At 38.7% G+C, this 18,870-nt stretch carries 20 protein-coding genes; 8 read left to right on the forward strand and 12 right to left on the reverse strand.

Annotated elements, in window-relative coordinates; all coding sequences use genetic code 11:
• The first annotated feature begins 54 nt into the window (after positions 1 to 54).
• The 4 genes from ACIQXV_RS26935 to ispG all read left to right on the forward strand — a co-directional run bounded on the left by ACIQXV_RS26935 (position 55) and on the right by ispG (position 3,332).
• Positions 55 to 750 (forward strand): Crp/Fnr family transcriptional regulator, encoded by a 696-nt coding sequence (locus tag ACIQXV_RS26935; RefSeq protein ID WP_402964595.1) that lies wholly within the window; start codon positions 55 to 57, stop codon positions 748 to 750.
• A 153-nt stretch (positions 751 to 903) separates the two neighbouring features.
• Complete coding sequence (locus ACIQXV_RS26940) at positions 904 to 1,677, forward strand: DUF1189 domain-containing protein (RefSeq protein WP_402964598.1); 774 nt, start codon at positions 904 to 906, stop codon at positions 1,675 to 1,677.
• Positions 1,678 to 1,779: 102 nt separating this feature from the next.
• Positions 1,780 to 2,115: a hypothetical protein gene (locus tag ACIQXV_RS26945; protein WP_402964601.1), complete on the forward strand. Its 336-nt coding sequence runs from the start codon at positions 1,780 to 1,782 to the stop codon at positions 2,113 to 2,115.
• A gap of 116 nt (positions 2,116 to 2,231) precedes the next feature.
• Positions 2,232 to 3,332 carry a flavodoxin-dependent (E)-4-hydroxy-3-methylbut-2-enyl-diphosphate synthase gene (gene ispG, locus ACIQXV_RS26950; protein WP_402964702.1) on the forward strand — a complete coding sequence of 367 codons (1,101 nt, stop codon included), beginning with the start codon at positions 2,232 to 2,234 and terminating at the stop codon, positions 3,330 to 3,332.
• Positions 3,333 to 3,390: 58 nt separating this feature from the next.
• Here ispG and ACIQXV_RS26955 read toward each other — a convergent pair whose 3' ends face one another.
• Positions 3,391 to 3,735, reverse strand: coding sequence for a hypothetical protein (locus tag ACIQXV_RS26955; RefSeq protein ID WP_402964704.1), 345 nt, complete (start codon positions 3,733 to 3,735; stop codon positions 3,391 to 3,393).
• Between the two features lie 336 nt (positions 3,736 to 4,071).
• Here ACIQXV_RS26955 and ACIQXV_RS26960 point away from each other — a divergent pair, with 336 nt between their 5' ends.
• Positions 4,072 to 4,674: a hypothetical protein gene (locus ACIQXV_RS26960; RefSeq protein ID WP_402964604.1), complete on the forward strand. Its 603-nt coding sequence runs from the start codon at positions 4,072 to 4,074 to the stop codon at positions 4,672 to 4,674.
• Positions 4,675 to 4,718: 44 nt separating this feature from the next.
• On the opposite strand, the gene zur is transcribed toward ACIQXV_RS26960, so the two are convergent.
• The 3 genes from zur to ACIQXV_RS26975 are packed head-to-tail and all read right to left on the reverse strand — an operon-like array spanning position 4,719 to position 6,750.
• Entirely contained in the window at positions 4,719 to 5,129 is a 411-nt protein-coding gene (gene zur / locus ACIQXV_RS26965) for a zinc uptake transcriptional repressor Zur (RefSeq protein WP_402964607.1), read from the reverse strand.
• Positions 5,126 to 5,977 carry a metal ABC transporter permease gene (locus ACIQXV_RS26970; RefSeq protein WP_402964610.1) on the reverse strand — a complete coding sequence of 284 codons (852 nt, stop codon included), beginning with the start codon at positions 5,975 to 5,977 and terminating at the stop codon, positions 5,126 to 5,128. The genes zur and ACIQXV_RS26970 overlap by 4 nt, the downstream gene beginning before the upstream one ends.
• Positions 5,974 to 6,750: a metal ABC transporter ATP-binding protein gene (locus tag ACIQXV_RS26975; protein WP_402964613.1), complete on the reverse strand. Its 777-nt coding sequence runs from the start codon at positions 6,748 to 6,750 to the stop codon at positions 5,974 to 5,976. The genes ACIQXV_RS26970 and ACIQXV_RS26975 overlap by 4 nt, the downstream gene beginning before the upstream one ends.
• A gap of 171 nt (positions 6,751 to 6,921) precedes the next feature.
• Between ACIQXV_RS26975 and ACIQXV_RS26980 the strand changes: the two genes are divergently transcribed.
• Positions 6,922 to 7,179 (forward strand): DUF2624 domain-containing protein, encoded by a 258-nt coding sequence (locus ACIQXV_RS26980; RefSeq protein ID WP_402964616.1) that lies wholly within the window; start codon positions 6,922 to 6,924, stop codon positions 7,177 to 7,179.
• 31 nt (positions 7,180 to 7,210) lie between these two features.
• Here ACIQXV_RS26980 and ACIQXV_RS26985 read toward each other — a convergent pair whose 3' ends face one another.
• Together ACIQXV_RS26985 and ACIQXV_RS26990 are read right to left on the reverse strand one after the other, a co-directional pair.
• Entirely contained in the window at positions 7,211 to 8,104 is an 894-nt protein-coding gene (locus ACIQXV_RS26985; protein ID WP_402964619.1) for a deoxyribonuclease IV, read from the reverse strand.
• Between the two features lie 22 nt (positions 8,105 to 8,126).
• Positions 8,127 to 9,443 carry a DEAD/DEAH box helicase gene (locus ACIQXV_RS26990; RefSeq protein WP_402964622.1) on the reverse strand — a complete coding sequence of 439 codons (1,317 nt, stop codon included), beginning with the start codon at positions 9,441 to 9,443 and terminating at the stop codon, positions 8,127 to 8,129.
• A gap of 264 nt (positions 9,444 to 9,707) precedes the next feature.
• Here ACIQXV_RS26990 and vrrA point away from each other — a divergent pair, with 264 nt between their 5' ends.
• On the forward strand, positions 9,708 to 10,445 hold the full coding sequence (gene vrrA / locus ACIQXV_RS26995) for a VrrA/YqfQ family protein (RefSeq protein ID WP_402964625.1): 738 nt from the start codon (positions 9,708 to 9,710) through the stop codon (positions 10,443 to 10,445).
• 131 nt (positions 10,446 to 10,576) lie between these two features.
• Positions 10,577 to 11,524, forward strand: coding sequence for a 4-hydroxy-3-methylbut-2-enyl diphosphate reductase (locus ACIQXV_RS27000; protein ID WP_402964628.1), 948 nt, complete (start codon positions 10,577 to 10,579; stop codon positions 11,522 to 11,524).
• 46 nt (positions 11,525 to 11,570) lie between these two features.
• Here ACIQXV_RS27000 and ACIQXV_RS27005 read toward each other — a convergent pair whose 3' ends face one another.
• From ACIQXV_RS27005 to dnaG, 6 genes are all read right to left on the reverse strand, one after another.
• Positions 11,571 to 12,686, reverse strand: a complete 1,116-nt coding sequence (locus ACIQXV_RS27005; protein ID WP_402964631.1) for a Nif3-like dinuclear metal center hexameric protein — start codon at positions 12,684 to 12,686, stop codon at positions 11,571 to 11,573.
• Entirely contained in the window at positions 12,673 to 13,392 is a 720-nt protein-coding gene (locus ACIQXV_RS27010) for a tRNA (adenine(22)-N(1))-methyltransferase (protein WP_402964634.1), read from the reverse strand. The genes ACIQXV_RS27005 and ACIQXV_RS27010 overlap by 14 nt, the downstream gene beginning before the upstream one ends.
• A 95-nt stretch (positions 13,393 to 13,487) precedes the next feature.
• Positions 13,488 to 13,856 (reverse strand): cytochrome c550, encoded by a 369-nt coding sequence (cccA, locus tag ACIQXV_RS27015; protein ID WP_402964637.1) that lies wholly within the window; start codon positions 13,854 to 13,856, stop codon positions 13,488 to 13,490.
• 190 nt (positions 13,857 to 14,046) lie between these two features.
• Complete coding sequence (locus tag ACIQXV_RS27020; RefSeq protein ID WP_402964640.1) at positions 14,047 to 15,186, reverse strand: acyl-CoA dehydrogenase family protein; 1,140 nt, start codon at positions 15,184 to 15,186, stop codon at positions 14,047 to 14,049.
• Between the two features lie 248 nt (positions 15,187 to 15,434).
• A complete protein-coding gene (rpoD, locus tag ACIQXV_RS27025) occupies positions 15,435 to 16,565 on the reverse strand; it encodes an RNA polymerase sigma factor RpoD (RefSeq protein ID WP_402964643.1) in 1,131 nt (376 codons plus the stop codon).
• A gap of 42 nt (positions 16,566 to 16,607) precedes the next feature.
• Positions 16,608 to 18,416: a DNA primase gene (dnaG, locus tag ACIQXV_RS27030; RefSeq protein WP_402964646.1), complete on the reverse strand. Its 1,809-nt coding sequence runs from the start codon at positions 18,414 to 18,416 to the stop codon at positions 16,608 to 16,610.
• Between the last annotated feature and the right edge of the window lie 454 nt (positions 18,417 to 18,870).

Below are 18,870 nucleotides of genomic sequence, written 5' to 3' on the forward strand. Positions count from 1 at the left end.
TGATGTTAATAATTCATTTTAATCAAACTGAAGGGTAATAAAGGAGTGATCGTTATGCAAAAAAGCACCATGTCAATATATAGTTTAATGGTCCAATTTTTCCAAAAAAGTGAGCCAATCCAAAAATTCAAATCTGGTTCTGTTCTTTTTCAAGAAAAGGATTCGGTTGAATATGTTTACTTATTGCTTAAAGGTAGTATTGCTCTTGGGAGGGTTCACCTAAGGGGTAAGGATTTTATTTTAAAAATTTTAAACGATCGGGAATTAATTGTCGAATACCAGCTGTTTAAAGCAAATCCTCATCATCAATTTTATGCCAAAGCACTAACAGACTGTGAACTGCTTTTCATTAAAAAGGAACAATTTGAAGAATATATTTTAACAGACCCCGAAGCCATGAATGCACTTGTTGCATGGTTAAGCACAGGGTATTTAAAGGCACAAATGAAATGCCAGGACTTAATCATGAATGGAAAAAAAGGCGGTCTATACTCTATCCTCATCCGCCTATGTAATTCCTATGGGATGAAGACAGAGGGTGGAATTCTTATTGACCTGCCATTAACGCACCAGGAATTAGCTAATTTAACTTACGGTACAAGAGAAGTCATTCAACGTACCCTAAAGGATCTTCGTGAGAAAAATATTATTTCATATGAAAATCAAAAGTTTACCGTGAAAAATGTAAATTATTTAAAAGAAGAAGTAGATTGCCAAAACTGTTCATTTGAAATTTGTGGTCTTAATTAATTGATGAAAGCCGCCTTTTAGAAAAAAAGGCGGCTTTATTCTCGCCATATTTCTATAAACCATTCATCAAAGTAGTTTCAACATTATCATCCTTGTGTATAAAGGGAACACAAGCTACAATAGAATGGTGAATCTGTATAAAGGTGGTCCAGTATGAACATTTTCAAACAATTTTATAAAAGTATTTACTCTCCCAAGGATATTGCTTTATTTCGTTTTCAAGGAATTGGAAAAACCATTTTATATGTTTTTTTCCTAACTTTTATTTCTATTCTTCCGTCCGTCATTTTTTTAAGTAATGCACTTACTACCGGAATAGATTCAGCAAGATCAATTATAAAGGATGAAGCACCCGACTTTTCGATTAAGAATGGTCAGCTATCTGCAAAAACAGATGTACCGGTTACGATTAATAAAGATGATTTTACCATTATTATTGATCCAACTGGAGTTATTTCTGATTCGGATGTGGTGAATGAGGGAAATGCATTTGCCATGTTGAAGGATAAATTTGTCCTTTCATCAGGCGGCAGGGTTGATTCCTATCCATATTCAATGCTGGAAAACCTTCAAATCACAAAAAGCGATTTCCTTGATTTTATTGATACGATCAGTGGAATGAAGGGGATTATCATTCCTGTAGTATCTGTTTTTATTTATTTATTTTCAAGTGCTGCTAGCTTTATTGAGGTATCCATTTTGGCCTTGTTTGGTCTAGCTTTAAAAAATCTTTTAGGCCGAAAAGCGAATTACCGGCAATTATGGAGAATGGCCGCATACAGTGAAACCCTGCCAACCCTATTTTTCACGGTTATGGCAGCCATTAAAACATCCGTACCAAACAGCTTTATCATCAATTGGGTGGTTGCGATTATTGTCTTATACTTAGCTATTAACGAAATGCCAAAACCGAAAAAAGCGGACTAGAAAATACGCCCAAACAATTGGGCGTATTTTTTAAAAAAAGGTTCTTTTACCGAATGGACAAGCATAGGAATGTACAAACATTCCATTATGGAGGCCTGTCCGATGAAAAAGTTATTTGGTTTTCTCTTTGTCATTTTGGTTATATATGTCATTTATTTCGATTTAACTGTCGGCACCCTTCCTGCCTCCAAATCTAAGCAGGTTGATGCAAAAGTGGAGACCACTGTTACAAAGGAACATAAATCGGACATTCCTTCATTTGATGCAGAAGTACAACCTGGTGAAACCGTGATCTCGATTGTAGAGCACGAGCTAAAAAAGCCATTACCTGTTTCTATTACAGATTTAATTGAAGACTTTCGAAAATTAAATCCGGGGCAAACCCCTGAAAAAATTCAAATTGGGTCTACATATCAATTCCCTGATTACTCAAACTAAAGTGGATAGACACTTTTCTTGTCAAAATTAGTATGAGACTGATAAAATAAAGTCGGATTGATTTTTAACCATATATTCGAATTCCAATTTAAAGGAGCGAATTCCACGTGAGTGAAATTATACATCGCACAAAAACTCGACCAATTAAAGTGGGTAATTTAACAATTGGCGGGAGCAATGAAATCATTATTCAAAGCATGACAACAACAAAAACCCATGATGTTGAAGCAACTGTCGCTGAAATAAAACGACTTGAGGACGCAGGATGCCAAATTGTACGTGTTGCCTGCCCTGATGAACGCGCAGCAAATGCCATTCCGGAAATCAAAAAGAGAATTAACATACCACTGGTAGTCGATATTCACTTTGATTATAAATTAGCATTAAAAGCTATTGAAGGTGGAGCAGATAAGATCAGAATTAACCCAGGAAACATTGGGAAACGGGAAAAGGTTGAAGCAGTTGTCAAGGCAGCCAAAGAACGCGGAATTCCCATTCGAATTGGAGTAAATGCTGGCTCACTTGAAAAGAAAATTCTTGAAAAATACGGTTATCCAACCGCTGATGGAATGGTAGAAAGTGCCCTTCATCATATCAAGATTCTTGAGGATTTGGATTTCCATGATATTATTGTTTCCATGAAGGCCTCAGATGTAAATCTTGCCATTGAAGCATATGAAAAAGCTGCTCGTGCCTTCGATTATCCGTTACATTTGGGCATAACGGAATCCGGAACGCTTTTCTCTGGAACAGTAAAAAGCGCTGCAGGATTAGGAGCGATCATTAGTATGGGAATCGGAAACACACTTCGTATCTCTCTAAGTGCTGACCCTGTAGAAGAAGTAAAAGTTGCCCGAGAACTCCTAAAAGTATTTGGCCTTTCTTCCAATGCCGCGACATTGATTTCCTGTCCAACCTGCGGAAGAATTGAAATTGACCTAATTAGTATTGCAAATGAAGTCGAGGAGTATATTTCTACGATAAAGGCCCCGATTAAGGTATCTGTGCTTGGCTGCGCCGTAAACGGCCCTGGTGAAGCTCGAGAAGCCGATATTGGGATTGCCGGTGCCCGCGGGGAAGGCTTATTATTTAGAAAAGGTGAAATCGTCCGCAAGGTTCCTGAAGCAGATATGGTTGAGGAATTAAAAAAGGAAATTGATTTAGTCGCTGCGGAATATTTCCAAAAAAAAGCTGAGGAAGAAAAGATTTCGAAATAAACGTCAAGAAACCCGGTAACCAACCGGGTTTCTTTTTTTGCTCCTATTGCAAGACCTGTTAAAAAAACGGAAGGATGAAGATACCGACAACAATCGATATCACACCAATACCAATGGCCCAAGCACCAAGACCTGTGGCACCTCTGCTTCTCGCAACGAATCCTAACACAATCCCTGCAGCACCAAAAAGAATGGGCATAACAAACAGTGATAAAATCGATAGTGCTAATGCAAGGGTACCCATGCCGGTGCCGCCTGCTGTTCGTTCCCGAGAGTCATCACGTTCCCTTCTTCGTACAGTTGGAACAGGTGCAGCTATTTCTGCAGCTGTTTCTTCCCTATATGCAGAAGATTGTAATGGAACAGATGCACCAATTTCAGGAACATGCTCTTCTTTTTTCAATGAGTAGGAAGTCTTAATAGGTACTGCCACTTCAGACGCTACTTCCTCCCTGAATTCTGCGGGAGAATTGGGGATATCTTGACCAATTATTGAACTTCGAAGGGCTTCTTGCACTCTCGTGTCTCTTTCATCTGCCATCCTAATCCCTCACTTTCAGTTATAGGAGCATTAATTATTGTTTCTAGTCTTGCTCACTTTTACTATGTCAATGTTTGTCTTAAATAGGTTATTATTTCAATTACCAAAAAAATTTTCTTATAAAATAAGTACTTCATTGTTCACCCCACTTTGGTAAAATATAATGAGATACCCTAAACCGACGAAGGTGAAGACAAAATGAGAAAAAGATTTGGAATCGATATTGACGGTACCGTAACATGTCCAAAATCCATTATCCCTTTTATTAATAGAGCATTTGACATGAATATTTTGTATGAGGAAGTAAACCAGTATGAATTAACACCTTTCGTTGATGTTTCGGAAGAAGAGTTTGCAAAATGGTTTACTGAAAATGAACCAACTATTTATAAAGGGTCCCCTCCTGCAGAAGGTGCGGTGAACGTTCTCAAAAGGTGGAAAAATAATTATGACTTGTTTCTTATCAGTGCACGCGGTCCCCACTTACTAGATGTCACGGAAGAGTGGTTCTTCAATCATGGATTGACCTTTCATCATATCGAATTAATCGGCTCGCACGATAAAGTGGAAATGGTAAAAAAGCATAAGCTTGATATCTTTTTTGAGGATAAACATGATAACGCCGTCATGATTCATGAAAAGTGCCAAATACCAGTAATTTTATTTGATACACCCTATAATCAAGAGTCCATTCCTAATGGTGTCATTCGCGTAAATAATTGGAGAGAGGCCAATATATGGGTGGCAAATTGGATAAAACAGAATCAGACAAAATGTGAAGCGGCTGCCACATTCAATTAACATAAAAATAAAAAAACAGCTTGTGCCAGACACAAGCTGTTTTTTTAATGGCATTCAGGACAACGCCCATAAATCTCGAATTTATGCCCGGATATATCGTATCCCTTTAAATTTTCACTTAATCCATCCATTGGACATGTTTCAATTTCTTTTGTTTTTCCACAGTCTAGACAGATAAAATGGTGGTGATGGTGGTGTCTTGAACAAGTAAAGCGGAAATGCTTTTCACCTGATAGCTCTGTCATTTCCAATATCCCCATATTGACAAATAAAGTTAGGTTTCGATAAATGGTATCAAAGCTCAACCCCGGATAATCATCCTTTAATTGATCAAGCACCTCCTTAGCCGTTAAATATTTATCACTATCTGCAAATAATTGGAGCATATCCTCCCTTTTTCCTGTCTGTTTAAATCCATTTTCCTTTAAGTATTGAATTGCTTCATCTACGTTCACTCTGCTCCACCTCCTATTGCACTTGTTAATTTTTTATAAAAGATCGTTAAGGCTAAAATGAGAACGGCGAGCATAACAATCGTTCCACCTGGTGCAAGGTCAAGGTAATAGGCTGTAAATAGCCCGCCGAGCACAGAAATTTCACCAAAAATAACAGATAAAAAAATGGTTTGTTTAAAACCTTTAGCAATTCGAATACTAGCAGCAACCGGTAATGTCATTAGAGAGGATACTAACATAATCCCGACAATTCTCATTGAAGCAGCAATGACTAGAGCAACCATAACAATAAAAATGAAATGGATGCTTTTTGCTGCAATACCAGAGGCTTTTGCGTGTTCTTCATCAAAAGAGAGTAAAAATAGCTCTTTGTACAACATAATAATAACTAAAACAACCAAAACACTAATGACTAAAATAACCCACAAATCTGTTCGACTAACGGCGGATACACTGCCAAACAAGTAACTAAACAGGTCAGTGTTAAATCCATTTGCAAGCGAAATAAAAATAACCCCAAGCCCGATCCCACTTGAAAGAATGATTGGAATGGCTAATTCCTGATAGTGCTTATAAACTCCTCTAAGTTTTTCAATGAACAACGATCCCCCTACCGAAAAAACCATTCCCATGTAAAGAGGATTTAAGCCTGCCATCATCGCAAACTTTCTTTCAATTAGAAGGCTCGCCGCAATTCCTGCTAATGTCACATGGCTAAGGGCATCGGCAATCAGAGATAGTCTTCTAACAACAATAAAAACCCCCAGCAGCGGGGCGATAATCCCGATCATAATCCCTGTTAAGAAGGCATTTTGTAGAAATTCATAATGAAAAATTCCCTCAATCATTTTACCACGCCTCCGTGTTCATGATGGTGGGTAAGTACGTGGACATCATGGCCATAAACTTTAGATAAACCATCCCCATTAAGCTGCTCAAATTCTGCAGTTTCCCCATGAAAATGCAGATGTTTATTTAAACAGGCAACATGTGAGATCTTTTCAGAGATCGCTCCAATATCATGTGTAACCAATAACAGTGTAATTTCTCGGTTTTTATTTAACTCACCTAGCATTTGATAAAAGGAATTAACATTTTCCGCATCAACACCAACTGTTGGTTCATCAAGAATCAGAAGACTTGGTTCACTAACAAGGGCCCGGGCAATAAAAACCCTTTGCTGCTGTCCTCCGGAGAGTTCTCCAATATTTCTGTTTCTAAACCCTTTCATTCCAACAGCATCTAATGCTTCATTAACCTTTTCAGAATGTTCCTTTTTAAAAAAAGTAAATAGGCCTAGCTTTTTAGTTAAACCGCTTGCGACAACTTCAAATACGGATGCCGGAAAACCAGTATTAAAGGAATTGGCCTTTTGTGATACATAACCGATCTTTTGCCAATCTTTAAATTTATTTATATCCTGGCCAAATAAAAGGATTTCTCCTTTTTGCGGCTTTAATAAACCTAAAATTAACTTTAACAGTGTTGATTTTCCAGAGCCGTTGGGGCCAACAATCGCCAAAAAAGAGCCATCTGGTATAGTCATGTTAATATTTTCTAGGACTGTATCCTTTTCATAACGGTAGAAAAGATGGTTAACTTCAATAATAGATTTCAACATTTGTGCTCTCACCTTTAATTATAAGAATCATTCCGATTTAACTTCAAGTAGTATACAATAGGATTTTGTGATTGTAAAGGCAGAAAAACTGTTCATGATTGCTCGTCCACTCTTAAACCATTGTCACACTCCTGTTCATTCTTCATACATTAGCATGGAGGAGTGGTGAGGGTGAAAATATTTGAAAACATCATTAATCATAAAATTAACACGATAACTGCTGAAGAACTATTAAAGTATGCGGATCAGTTTAATATTGCAGTGAATCGGCAGCAAGCTAGAAAAATCACCGAATACTTACGAGGTAAAAATGTAAATATTTTTGATGACAAGGAGCGTGCAAAATTAGTAAAACAAATCGCAAAAGCAGCTGGACCGGAAACAGCACGTGAAGTAAATAAACTTTTTATGCAATTTACGAAGCAATAAGAAAGCTGTGCCCGTTTGGCACAGCTTTTTCTTATGATTGTATAATGTGATCGAGCAAATTCTCATTGAACTGCTGTTCGCGAAGCATGTTAATTTCAAATTGATATGGAGCTTTCTTGTTGTTCTTATCTTCGCCTACATAAGGAGTTTCTAGGATTTTAGGAACATCCATCAACTGTGGATGATGAACGATATGGTTAAGGGCCTTGAAGCCAATATGGCCAAACCCAATATTTTCATGGCGGTCCTTTCTCATCCCTACAGCATTCTTACTATCATTAATATGAAGTACTTTTAATTTATCGAGGCCAACAATCTTATCAAACTCATTTAAAACACCGTCAAAGTCTTCGACAATATTATAGCCTGCATCATGTGTATGGCATGTATCAAAGCAAACGGACAGCTTATCACTATAGTTAACGCCATCCATAATCATCGCCAATTCCTCAAACGATTTTCCACATTCTGAACCTTTACCGGCCATTGTTTCCAAAGCGATTTGAACCTGTTCCTTACCAGTTAATACTTCATTCAAGCCCTCGATGATTTTCTTAATTCCAGCTTCGGTACCTGCCCCTACATGCGCACCGGGGTGAAGAACGATTTGTTTTGCTCCAATCGCCTCAGTTCTTTCAATTTCACTGCGAAGGAACCTTACCCCCAATTCAAAGGTAGCTGGATTGGTGGTATTGCCAATATTGATGATATAGGGAGCATGGACAACAATTTCTGAAATCCCGTTCGCCTCCATATGTCTTCTCCCTGCTTCAATGTTCAGGTCTTCAATTTTCTTTCTTCTTGTATTTTGCGGTGCCCCCGTATAGACCATAAACGTATTGGCGCCATATGAGACGGCCTCCTCACTTGCTGCTAACAGCATATTCTTTCCGCTCATGGAAACGTGTGAGCCAATTTTCAGCATCCGTTTTCTCTCCCTTCACCCATTATTTCTTTCTTTGATCTATTCTCCGCTGCCGTTTTTTAATTTTATCCATTTCCCACTGCATTTTCTTTTTATAGCCAGGTTTTACCTTCTGCGGTTTTTTCACCAATGACTTAGCTTTCTTATCTGCCTCATCCTCTTTCCTTACCCGCGTCTTTCTCTTATTTCGTTCATCCGCTTCAGAAAATTCACCTTTTTTAAGATCCACATACTTAAACTGAATCCCCATTTTTTCTAAACGATTTAAGGCATCTTCATCGGAAATATCATAAACCGTTAGGGCAATTCCTGAATTTCCGGCTCTCGCAGTTCTCCCCACCCGATGGATATAAAAATCTAGATCAGATGGGAGTTCATAATTAATAATGTGGCTGACACCCTCTATATCAATCCCTCTTGATGCAAGATCGGTAGCAACGATATATTGGTATTCCAAATCTTGAATCTGCTTCATCATTTTTTTCCGTTCACGTGGGTTTAAATCTCCATGGACACGGCCAACCTTTAAACCTTTCTCATTTAAAAAGTAGGCTACCTCTTCCGCCATCTTTTTTGTATTGGTAAACACAATGGCTAGATAGGGATTGTAAGAAATTAATGCATCATGAACAAGTTGTTTTTTATTGCGATGTCTTGATGGCAACAGATAATGCTCTAAATTTTCCGCTGCTTTTCTTTTTGATTCAATTTGAATCGTCTTTGGATTTTCCATATATTTTTTAAGAAACGGTTTTAACTTTTCAGGAATGGTAGCTGAAAACACCAGGATCTGCAGTTTGTCCGGCATTTTAGCTGCAATCTGATCCACATCTTCAATAAATCCCATATCAAGCATCATATCAGCCTCATCAACGACAAGAATATCCGCTGTATGAATGAAAAGAGCTTGCTCAATCATAAGATCTTTAATTCTTCCAGGGGTTCCAACAACAATATGTGGCTGTACTTTCAATTTTTCGATCGTGCGCTGCTTGTCTGTTCCACCAATATAGCATCTCGTCATGATTGGACTTTCTGGACTGCATTGCTCCGTAACCTTTAAGATCTGTTTATAGATCTGTGATGCTAACTCCCTAGTTGGTGCCGTAATGACCGCTTGTACCTCTTGGCGTTTTGGATCTATTTTTTCAAGGATCGGCAGCACATAGGCAAATGTTTTCCCTGTTCCAGTCTGCGATTGACCAATGGCACTTTCCCCTTTTAATACTAACGGGATCATCCGTTCTTGAATTTCAGTCGGCTCAAAAAATCCAAACTGATTTAGGGATTCTATAATAAACGGTTGAAGCTTAAAACGTTCAAATCGATTTTCTTTCATATAATGGCTCCTTATTTTAAAAATATCTATTGACTATGGAGTAGTTTTCTTCCCTTAGCAAGAGCTTCCACTTTTATTTCCATCATGTAATTATAGTAAAGTTTCACCTAAATAACCAGCTAACTATCCTTTAATTCTCATCTTTTACTTTTCAGCCACTTTTTAAAACGAAAAATAGTTTTTTCCTTGTGTGGAATACCTAAACCAAATTAGGTTACCTGCATATTTTAAAGTATGAGGGAAAGGTGAAAGGAGGTCATGGGTATGCAGCCTAGACCAGGAATGCCCATGCAAGGCAGGATGGGGTCAGGCCTATTTGGCGGAAGAGGGCCAATGATGGGACCTAGGGCAAATCCATTTGGCGGGGGCGGCTCAATGATGAGACCGCCAGGGGGCTTATTTGGTGGTGGCGGCTCAATGATGAGACCGCCAGGGGGCCTATTTGGCGGTGGAAATCAAATGATGCGGCAAATGATGGGAGCCTCCCAAATGAACAGGGGCGGCGGTGGTTTACTTTCGAAAATTCTTGGAAGAGGAACTCAAGCTGGCGGCCCGGGAGGACTTATGGGAATGTCAGGGGCAGGAAGAGCAGCAGGAGGTGGCGGCGGCTTACTCCAATCCTTAAGTAATCCAGGTGGACTATCAGGAATTTTAAATAATACCCAGAATGTATTAAAAACTGCCCAATCCATTGGTCCGATGGTTCAGCAGTATGGGCCAATTGTCAAGAATCTTCCTGCGATTTGGAAGATGTATCGCGGCTTCAAAAATGCCTCAAAAAGTTCGGATTCCGCTTCAGATGAAAAGACGAAAAAGACTGAACCTGCAGCAGAAGAATCTTCCAGCAATGAATCAACTGAAATTCGGACTTCATCTAAAAATACCAGCCGGAAAAAGATTCAAAATTCAAGTTCCAGTTCTCAAAAAAGAAGTCAGCAGCAAAGTTCTAAGCGTAGTAATTCCTACCAAAAAGGCAGCTCGAGACCTAAAATGTATATATGAGAGAAGAATGCCGGGAACCCCGGCATTCTTTAATTTTTCTGAAAAATCCATGTATCTTTGAATTATATCTATTAGTTTTATATAATAAAATACATAGACTACTAATAATGTCTTTTAGGGGGACTTCATATATGCAAATAATCAAAATTTCACCACGCGGATACTGTTATGGTGTAGTGGATGCTATGGTCATCGCAAGAAATGCCGCGTTAGATAAATCGCTGCCTCGTCCCATCTACATTTTAGGGATGATCGTTCATAATAAACATGTTACGGATGCCTTCGAGGAAGAAGGGATCATAACCCTTGACGGAAAGAATCGTAAAGATATTCTCGATAAGGTAGATTCAGGTACTGTTATTTTCACCGCTCATGGTATCTCACCAGAGGTGCGTGAAATTGCGAGAAAGAAAGGTCTTGTAACAATTGATGCTACATGCCCTGATGTGACAAGGACGCACGACTTGATTGAAGAAAAAACAAAAGAAGGCTTTCAAGTCATTTATATTGGTAAGAAAGGTCATCCTGAACCAGAAGGTGCTGTTGGGGTAGCTCTAGGCATGGTTCATCTTGTTGAAACTCCTAGCGACGTAGAAGCATTAACGGTTGAGAGTGACAAACTCATTGTTACAAATCAAACCACTATGAGCCAATGGGATGTTTCCGATACAATGAAAAAAGTGCAGGAAAAATATCCTCATGTCGAGGTTTATAATGAAATTTGTCATGCGACACAAATACGCCAAGAAGCAGTAGCAGAGCAAGCAACCGCAGCAGACGTGACCATTGTTGTCGGTGATCCAAAAAGCAATAACTCCAATCGCTTAGCACAAGTTTCAGAGGAAATTGCCGGAACGAAAGCGTATCGCATTGCCGATATTACCGAACTAGAAATTGATTGGATTAAGGATGCCAAAAATGTCGCTGTAACATCCGGTGCCTCTACACCGACCCCAATTACAAAAGAAGTTATTACATTCCTTGAACAATTCGATCCAAATAACGAAGCAACATGGGAACGTAGTAAAAAGGTTCAACTTAGCAGGATCTTACCTAAAGTGAAAAAAACTGAAGAATAAGTTTAAAAAGAACCGCGTCTGATGATGATAAGACCGGTTCTTTTTCTTATACAAATTGAAATGGGTCTGTATTAACTTCAGAAGGAAAAATCTCAACTTCATAGCCAGATTTCTGGCACAGCTTTTGCAATGTCGCTGTCAGCCCTTTTTTCATTACCTTCTCTACGTTATGCCCCGGGTCAATCATATTCAATCCCTGCATCATCGCATCATGGGCAGTGTGATAATAAATATCCCCTGTTACATACACATCCGCCCCATTAAACTTGGCATTCATGAAGTATTTATTTCCATCTCCGCCTAATACTGCAACCTTTTTAACCTTTGTGGTTAAATCTCCCACTACCCGTACTTTATCTACCTCAAGGGCTGTTTTCACCTTTTCAGCAAATTCTCCTAAAGTCGTTTCACTAACCTTGCCGATTCTTCCAAGCCCGAGTACTTCTCCTTTGTTTTCCAATGGGTATACATCATAGGCCACTTCTTCATATGGATGCGCTTTGATCATCGCTGTAATTGCTTTTTTTACAAGCGGCTCAGGAATGATCGTCTCAATCCGGACTTCATCCACTTCTTCTAACTTCCCTGCTTGACCCAAGAAAGGGTTCGTATGATCTCCAGGCAAAAACCTGCCTGTTCCATTTGCCGAGAAAGAACAATGACTATAATTGCCGATAAATCCTGCTCCTGCATTGCCAAGGACCTTTCTGATTTCCTCTGCGTGGCTGGCAGGGACAAAAACAACTATTTTCTTTAGCTTTGTTTCATATGTAGGCACAAGGACCTCTGCATCTTCTAACCCTAACGCCTCTGCCAGCAAGTCATTAACGCCGCCCTTTGCAACATCAAGGTTGGTGTGGGCGGCATAAACAGTGATATCATGTTTTACTAATTTTTCAATCATTTTCCCCTGTACCGTATCTGTTAGCAAATTTTTAAGCGGACGGTAAATAATTGGATGGTGGGCAATGATAAGCTGGACATTTTTTTCAATCGCCTCATCAATCACATTTTCCAGTACATCAAGGGCGATCATAATCCGTTCTACCTTTTTGTTTAAGCGGCCGACCTGCAAGCCAACCTTGTCGCCTTCCATTGCCAGTCCTTTCGGTGAAAACTGTTCAAATAGTTGGATGATTTCATGACCATTAGGATTCTTCATTTTCCAAGACCTCCTCTACTAACTTTAACTTATTTAGCAGTTCATGCCTTTTTTCAATCGTTTCGCCCGTTTCTGATGCCCCTTTGAGAGCCTCGTAAATACGCTGCCAATTATTCCTTTCCATTGTCCATTTTTGCTTAAAGGCATCTCCCTTTTTTTCCATCAAGAACGGGCCAAATAAAAGCCCCATCTCCATATTTTCTCCATATGGTTTATTCGGATTTCCCTTTTCAGCAACTAATATTTCATAAATTTTTCCATCTTCTGTGATAATTTCTTCGTCAATCAGTTCCCAATTATTTTCCAATAGCCACTCTCGAATAGAAATCGCGCTGATATTCGGTTGTAAAATAAGGCGCTTAACAGAATTTAGTTTGTTTTTTCCATTTTCCAATATGCTGGTAATCAACGCGCCGCCCATTCCAGCGATCGTAATACAATCTACTTCCTCGTTCTCGATGACCTCAAGTCCATTTCCCATACGAACGGAAATCATTTCAGTTAGTCCTTCTGATTGGACATTGCCTTTTGCAGATTGATATGGACCATCTGCTACTTCACCAGCCACAGCAAAGGTGATCCCATTATTCTTCGCTAAATAACAGGGTAAATAAGCATGATCTGAACCAATATCCGCTATTTTCGAGCCAATTGGTACATATTTTGCAACTGTTGCTAACCGGGTTGATAATCTTTCCGAATTCAAAAATAACACCACTCTTTATTCTTACTTATTATGTATAGTATATAAAAGGATCCTTCACAGATGCAAAGGACCCTAGGGTAAAATAATATAGCTTTTTACTTTATTTTAGAAACCCAATCTGCCATTGCGTCCACTTGCTCAGCCGGTACAAGACCTTTAGGCATACCAGTTCCTTTACCATTATTAAGAATGTCCTTAACCTCATCCTTTGATAAACCTGTGTTTTTTAATGATGGACCAACGACGCCTTGGTATTGATCACCATGGCAGGCGATACAAGTTGATTTATAAATGTCTTCAGGATTAGATGAAGCCACCTCTGTTGTTTTCTCTCCGCCTTTTTCTCCGCCATTCTCTTTGGCGACTTCCTTCATATCACCAAGTCCTTTGAATGACAAGATAAACACAAGGACAATACCAAAAACAAAGATGATAATGTACGGAATTACCGGATTTCGATTCATGATTTAACCTCCCTATGTACGTACCTCGTAAATTAAATAACCTATACTTGCAAACAACTTCTATTTTACTTGAAAATGAACAGAAGGAAAAGCCCTAAACTTATTTTATCACTATAATCTTTGTAAAAAGAAAAAAGAGGCCACATAAAATTTTTTGTTCAGCCTCTTATTAGCTTTCCCTATTTATTTGTTAACAACCAATTAATCGTGAAATAACCATTCTTTGAACTTCCGATGTCCCCTCACCAATTTCAAGCAGCTTTGCATCACGCATCATTCTCTCCACATGATATTCCCTCATATAGCCGTATCCTCCATGAATTTGTACGGCTTGGTCTGTCACTTCCATACAAATTTCTGAAGCATATAGCTTACACATGGCAGCTTCCTTAGAAAACGGTCTTCCCTGGTCTTTTAACCATGCTGCTTTGTACACCATATTTCGTGCTAATTCAATTTTCATCGCCATATCCGCAAGTTTAAACTGAATTGCTTGGAAGGAGGAAATCGATTTGCCAAATTGCTTCCGTTCCTTTGCATAGGCAAGGGCCTTTTCATACGCTCCTTGAGCAATCCCTACAGCCATAGCGCCAATCCCGATACGTCCACCATCAAGTGTAATTAAAAACTGTCTAAAGCCCTCTCCTCGCTTTCCTAAGAGGTTTTCGACAGGTACACTTACATTCTCTAATACAAGTTCGGTCGTATTTGATGAATTCAAGCCCATTTTTTCATAATTATCGATGACTGTAAATCCAGGTGCATTTGTTGGGACGATGATGGCACTAATTTCTTTTTTCCCATCTATTTCACCAGTCACAGCGGTTATGGCTAAATGCTTTGCAAAGCTGGCATTGGTAATAAAACATTTATTCCCATTAATAACAAATTCATCGTTTATTTCTTTAGCAGATGTTCTTGTACCGCCTGCATCTGAACCGGCATTAGGTTCCGTTAATCCAAAGGCCCCGAAAGATTCTCCAGTACAAATAGGAGTTAAATATTTTTGTTTTTGCTCCTCCGTACCAAACAAATAGAGTGGTGCCCCTCCTAAAGAAATATGGGCAGAGTAAGTTATTCCAGTCGAGCCGCATACCCTGCTTAATTCTTCTACAACAATAGCAAAGCTAACCGTATCTGCTCCCGCTCCGCCGTATTCTTCCGGAAAAGGCAGCCCCATTATCCCCATTTCTGCCAGCTTCTTAAATATCCCTACAGGAAATTGCTTCGTTCGATCACGGTCCAAAGCACCAGGTGCAACTTCTTCATCAGCAAACTGGTGTATTGTTCGTTTAATCATTTCTTGTTCAGAAGTTAAATCAAAATTCATGTCCATCCCCCCAGAGTAACTTTGTATACGCTTTCTTTTTAATTATAAGAGAAATTGTCTAAATTTCTCAACATTTAAAAATATTTAAAAAGAAATAAAAACCAAATGGATATTTGCAAAATGAGAGACAATTCAGTAAAATAGAGGAAAATAAAGAAAGTGCTTTCATTTTACTCAATGGGATAGCCGCTTCTACAAAAAAAAATAGTCTACTCCCGTTAAGAAGTAAACTATTTTGTCATTGTATCCTATTCTAAGAAATCTTTTAAGCGTTTGCTGCGGCTTGGGTGACGTAATTTACGTAATGCCTTTGCTTCAATTTGGCGAATCCGTTCACGGGTTACACCAAAAACTTTACCGACTTCTTCAAGGGTGCGAGTCCGGCCATCATCAAGTCCAAAACGCAGACGGAGGACATTTTCTTCACGATCAGTTAAAGTATCAAGCACATCTTCCAGCTGCTCTTTTAATAATTCGTAGGCAGCATGCTCTGAAGGGGATGTTGCATCTTGATCTTCAATAAAATCTCCGAGGTGTGAGTCATCTTCTTCACCAATCGGTGTTTCAAGTGAGACTGGTTCTTGGGCAATTTTTAAAATTTCCCTTACCTTATCAGGTGTTAAATCCATATCTTCACCGATTTCTTCCGGTGTTGGTTCGCGGCCAAGATCCTGAAGTAATTGACGCTGAACACGAATAAGCTTATTTATCGTTTCAACCATGTGCACAGGAATTCGAATCGTTCTTGCCTGGTCAGCAATTGCACGAGTTATTGCTTGACGAATCCACCATGTTGCGTAAGTACTGAATTTGAATCCTTTTCGGTAATCAAATTTCTCAACGGCCTTGATTAGACCCATATTACCTTCTTGGATAAGATCAAGAAATAGCATTCCACGGCCCACATAGCGTTTTGCTATACTTACGACAAGGCGAAGGTTTGCCTCAGCAAGGCGTCGTTTTGCTTCTTCGTCGCCTTCCTCAATCCGGTTGGCCAGCTTAATTTCTTCTTCAGCAGAAAGCAAGTCAACACGGCCAATTTCTTTTAAGTACATGCGAACTGGATCATTAATCTTAACTCCCGGTGGAACGCTTAGATCGTTTAAATCAAATTCTTCGTCATCTTCTTTTGCTAATTTTTTAACATCCGGATCTTCTTCTTCATTATCACCGACCAACTCAATTCCTTGATCGCCTAGAAATTCTAAGAATTCATCCATTTGCTCAGATTCTAATTCAAAATTAGCCAGCTTTTCAGCAATATCATCATAGGCAAGGACACCGATTTTTTTACCCAGCTCAGTTAACTGGTCTTTTACTTGTTCAAGGGTTAATTCGTTTTCAACCGCTTTTGAACGGGCTGATTTTTCAGCAGCCATATGTCCCCCTCCTTCCAGAATCAAAAACACTTAAAATGGGATTTAAAGCAATTTACGCAATTGATTTATTTCACCAGCAATAATTGCTGCTTTATGAAAGTCACTTTGTCGATCCGCTTCTTTTAGTTCTACTTCTTTTTCTTTTATCTTTAACACTTTTTGATAATTCAACACCTGTTTGATATAATCCGTTAATTCTTGGTTGCTTATTTCATCATTTATGGAAATCATTTCAATGTTTGCAACCATTCTTCTAAGATTATCATCTTGAATATAGGTAATAAATGCGCTGCTATCTGGTTCCAGATGGTCCTCATAAAATGCTAACAGATATGTTATTATTGCCTGATGTTCATCAATATTAAACGTGTTTCCTGCAAGTAATTCCTGAACCTTATATGCCACATCGCGATTTTTAAGCATGTGAGCAATTAAACACCTTTCGGCCGCATAATGTGCGGGCTTTAATTCCTCCGCTTTTTTTTGGATCACCAAGGGTTTATGTTCAGGTTCATTTTTCCCATTTGACCTTCTTTTTTCAGCAAAGAACATCTGCTTTTGCTGCTGTTGTAATGCATCTAGCGATAGCGAAAATTCTGTTGCAAGCTGCCGTAAATAATGATCTCTTTCAACAGCTTTGTCCAAATGGCTGATTTCTTTGATTATCACTTCGATATATGCAAGCCGTTCTCCTTCATTCTGAAGGTTTTTTCCTCTTCGAAAGTAAAGAAATTTAAATGCCATCCAGGTTAAACTTGCACCAATCACTTCATTACGGAATTTATCAGCGCCATTCTTTTTGATATATTCATCAGGATCCTGTCCATCAGCCATCATGGCTACTTTAATTTGAAATCCCGCATTGTGAAGATGGTTACCTGCGCGGTATGCAGCTTCAATACCAGGTTTATCGGAATCATAACAAATGGTTAGGGATTGAACGCTTTGACGTAAAAGAGCTATATGTTCATCTGTCAAGGATGTCCCCATTGTGGCAATCCCATTCTCCACCCCAGACCGGTCCGCTGCTATACAATCGGCAAATCCCTCAAATAAAACCGCATGTTGTAATTTTTTTATACTTGGTTTAGCCAAATGATAATTATATAAAATTTTACTTTTATTAAAGATTGCCGTTTCGGGACTATTTAAATATTTTGGCTCATCATGCCCTAGTGATCTCCCTGAAAAAGCAATCGTATTACCATGTCGGTCAAAAATGGGAAACATAATTCGATCCCTGAATCGATCGAAAAACGTCCCGTCCCTTTCTCGTTTGATAATTAATCCGGCTTTTTCCATCCATTCAGGTGAAAAATCCCTTTTAGAAAGGAATTTACAAACAAAATCCCATGAATTTAATGAATAGCCAATTTGAAACTTATCAATCGATTCTCGGGTAAATCCTCTTCCAAGTAAATACTCTAAGGCATGCTGACCTTCTTTTGTATTTACAAGTAAGTGATGGTAAAATTTCCGTAAAAGCTCGTGAGCATCAAGCATGGATTGAAGCTCATGGGAAACCTTTTTTCCACCATGTGTTGAAGATAAATTAATTTCAAGGTCGATATTTACCTTCGCCGCTAATTTAATGGCTGTCTCCTGGAATGATATTCCTTCAAGCTCCATTAAAAAAGAAAATACATTTCCCCCAGCTCCGCAGCCAAAGCAATGGAAAATTTGTTTGTCAGGTGATACCGAAAATGACGGGGTGCTTTCTCCATGGAAAGGACATAATCCGAAGTAATTTCGCCCCTGTTTTTTCAGTTGAACATAATCGCTGATTACCTCGACAATATCAACAGCCTGACGAATTTGATCAATCTTATCTTCGGCAATACGGTCTGCCATGAAAACAACTCCATTTGTACTACTAGGTATTCGGCAGGCAATCATTAAATTCCTGCAAATTTCGACAAAATTTTAGGTAAATATGTACTTTTGTCGTTCACACAAAGATCTAAGGAAACAATAAAAAAATTTCAACGAAAAATTCGGAAGTAATTTCGACAATTTCTTCTTTTACGGTGCAAGTATCTGCATCGACAAAAATAGCCGTTTTGCCTTTTACATAAGTATTAATTCTACATCACTCCGCATATTCCTTCTTTAAGAGTTACTTTTTATAAAAGGATTTATGTCGAATTTTTTTTAAGGGGCTGCCTTGACATCTAACAATAAATAGTTTATTCGTTCCCATGCAACTCTAAACCTAAAAAGATATATTTTTATCACAATTTTTTATTATAGTATATTCATTATCATTTTGCCATAACTTTTTCTCTGAACATGCCCACTTTTTACA

It is taken from the genome of Neobacillus sp. NPDC097160, assembly GCF_044762155.1.
In the GTDB taxonomy this organism is placed as follows: domain Bacteria; phylum Bacillota; class Bacilli; order Bacillales; family Cytobacillaceae; genus Neobacillus.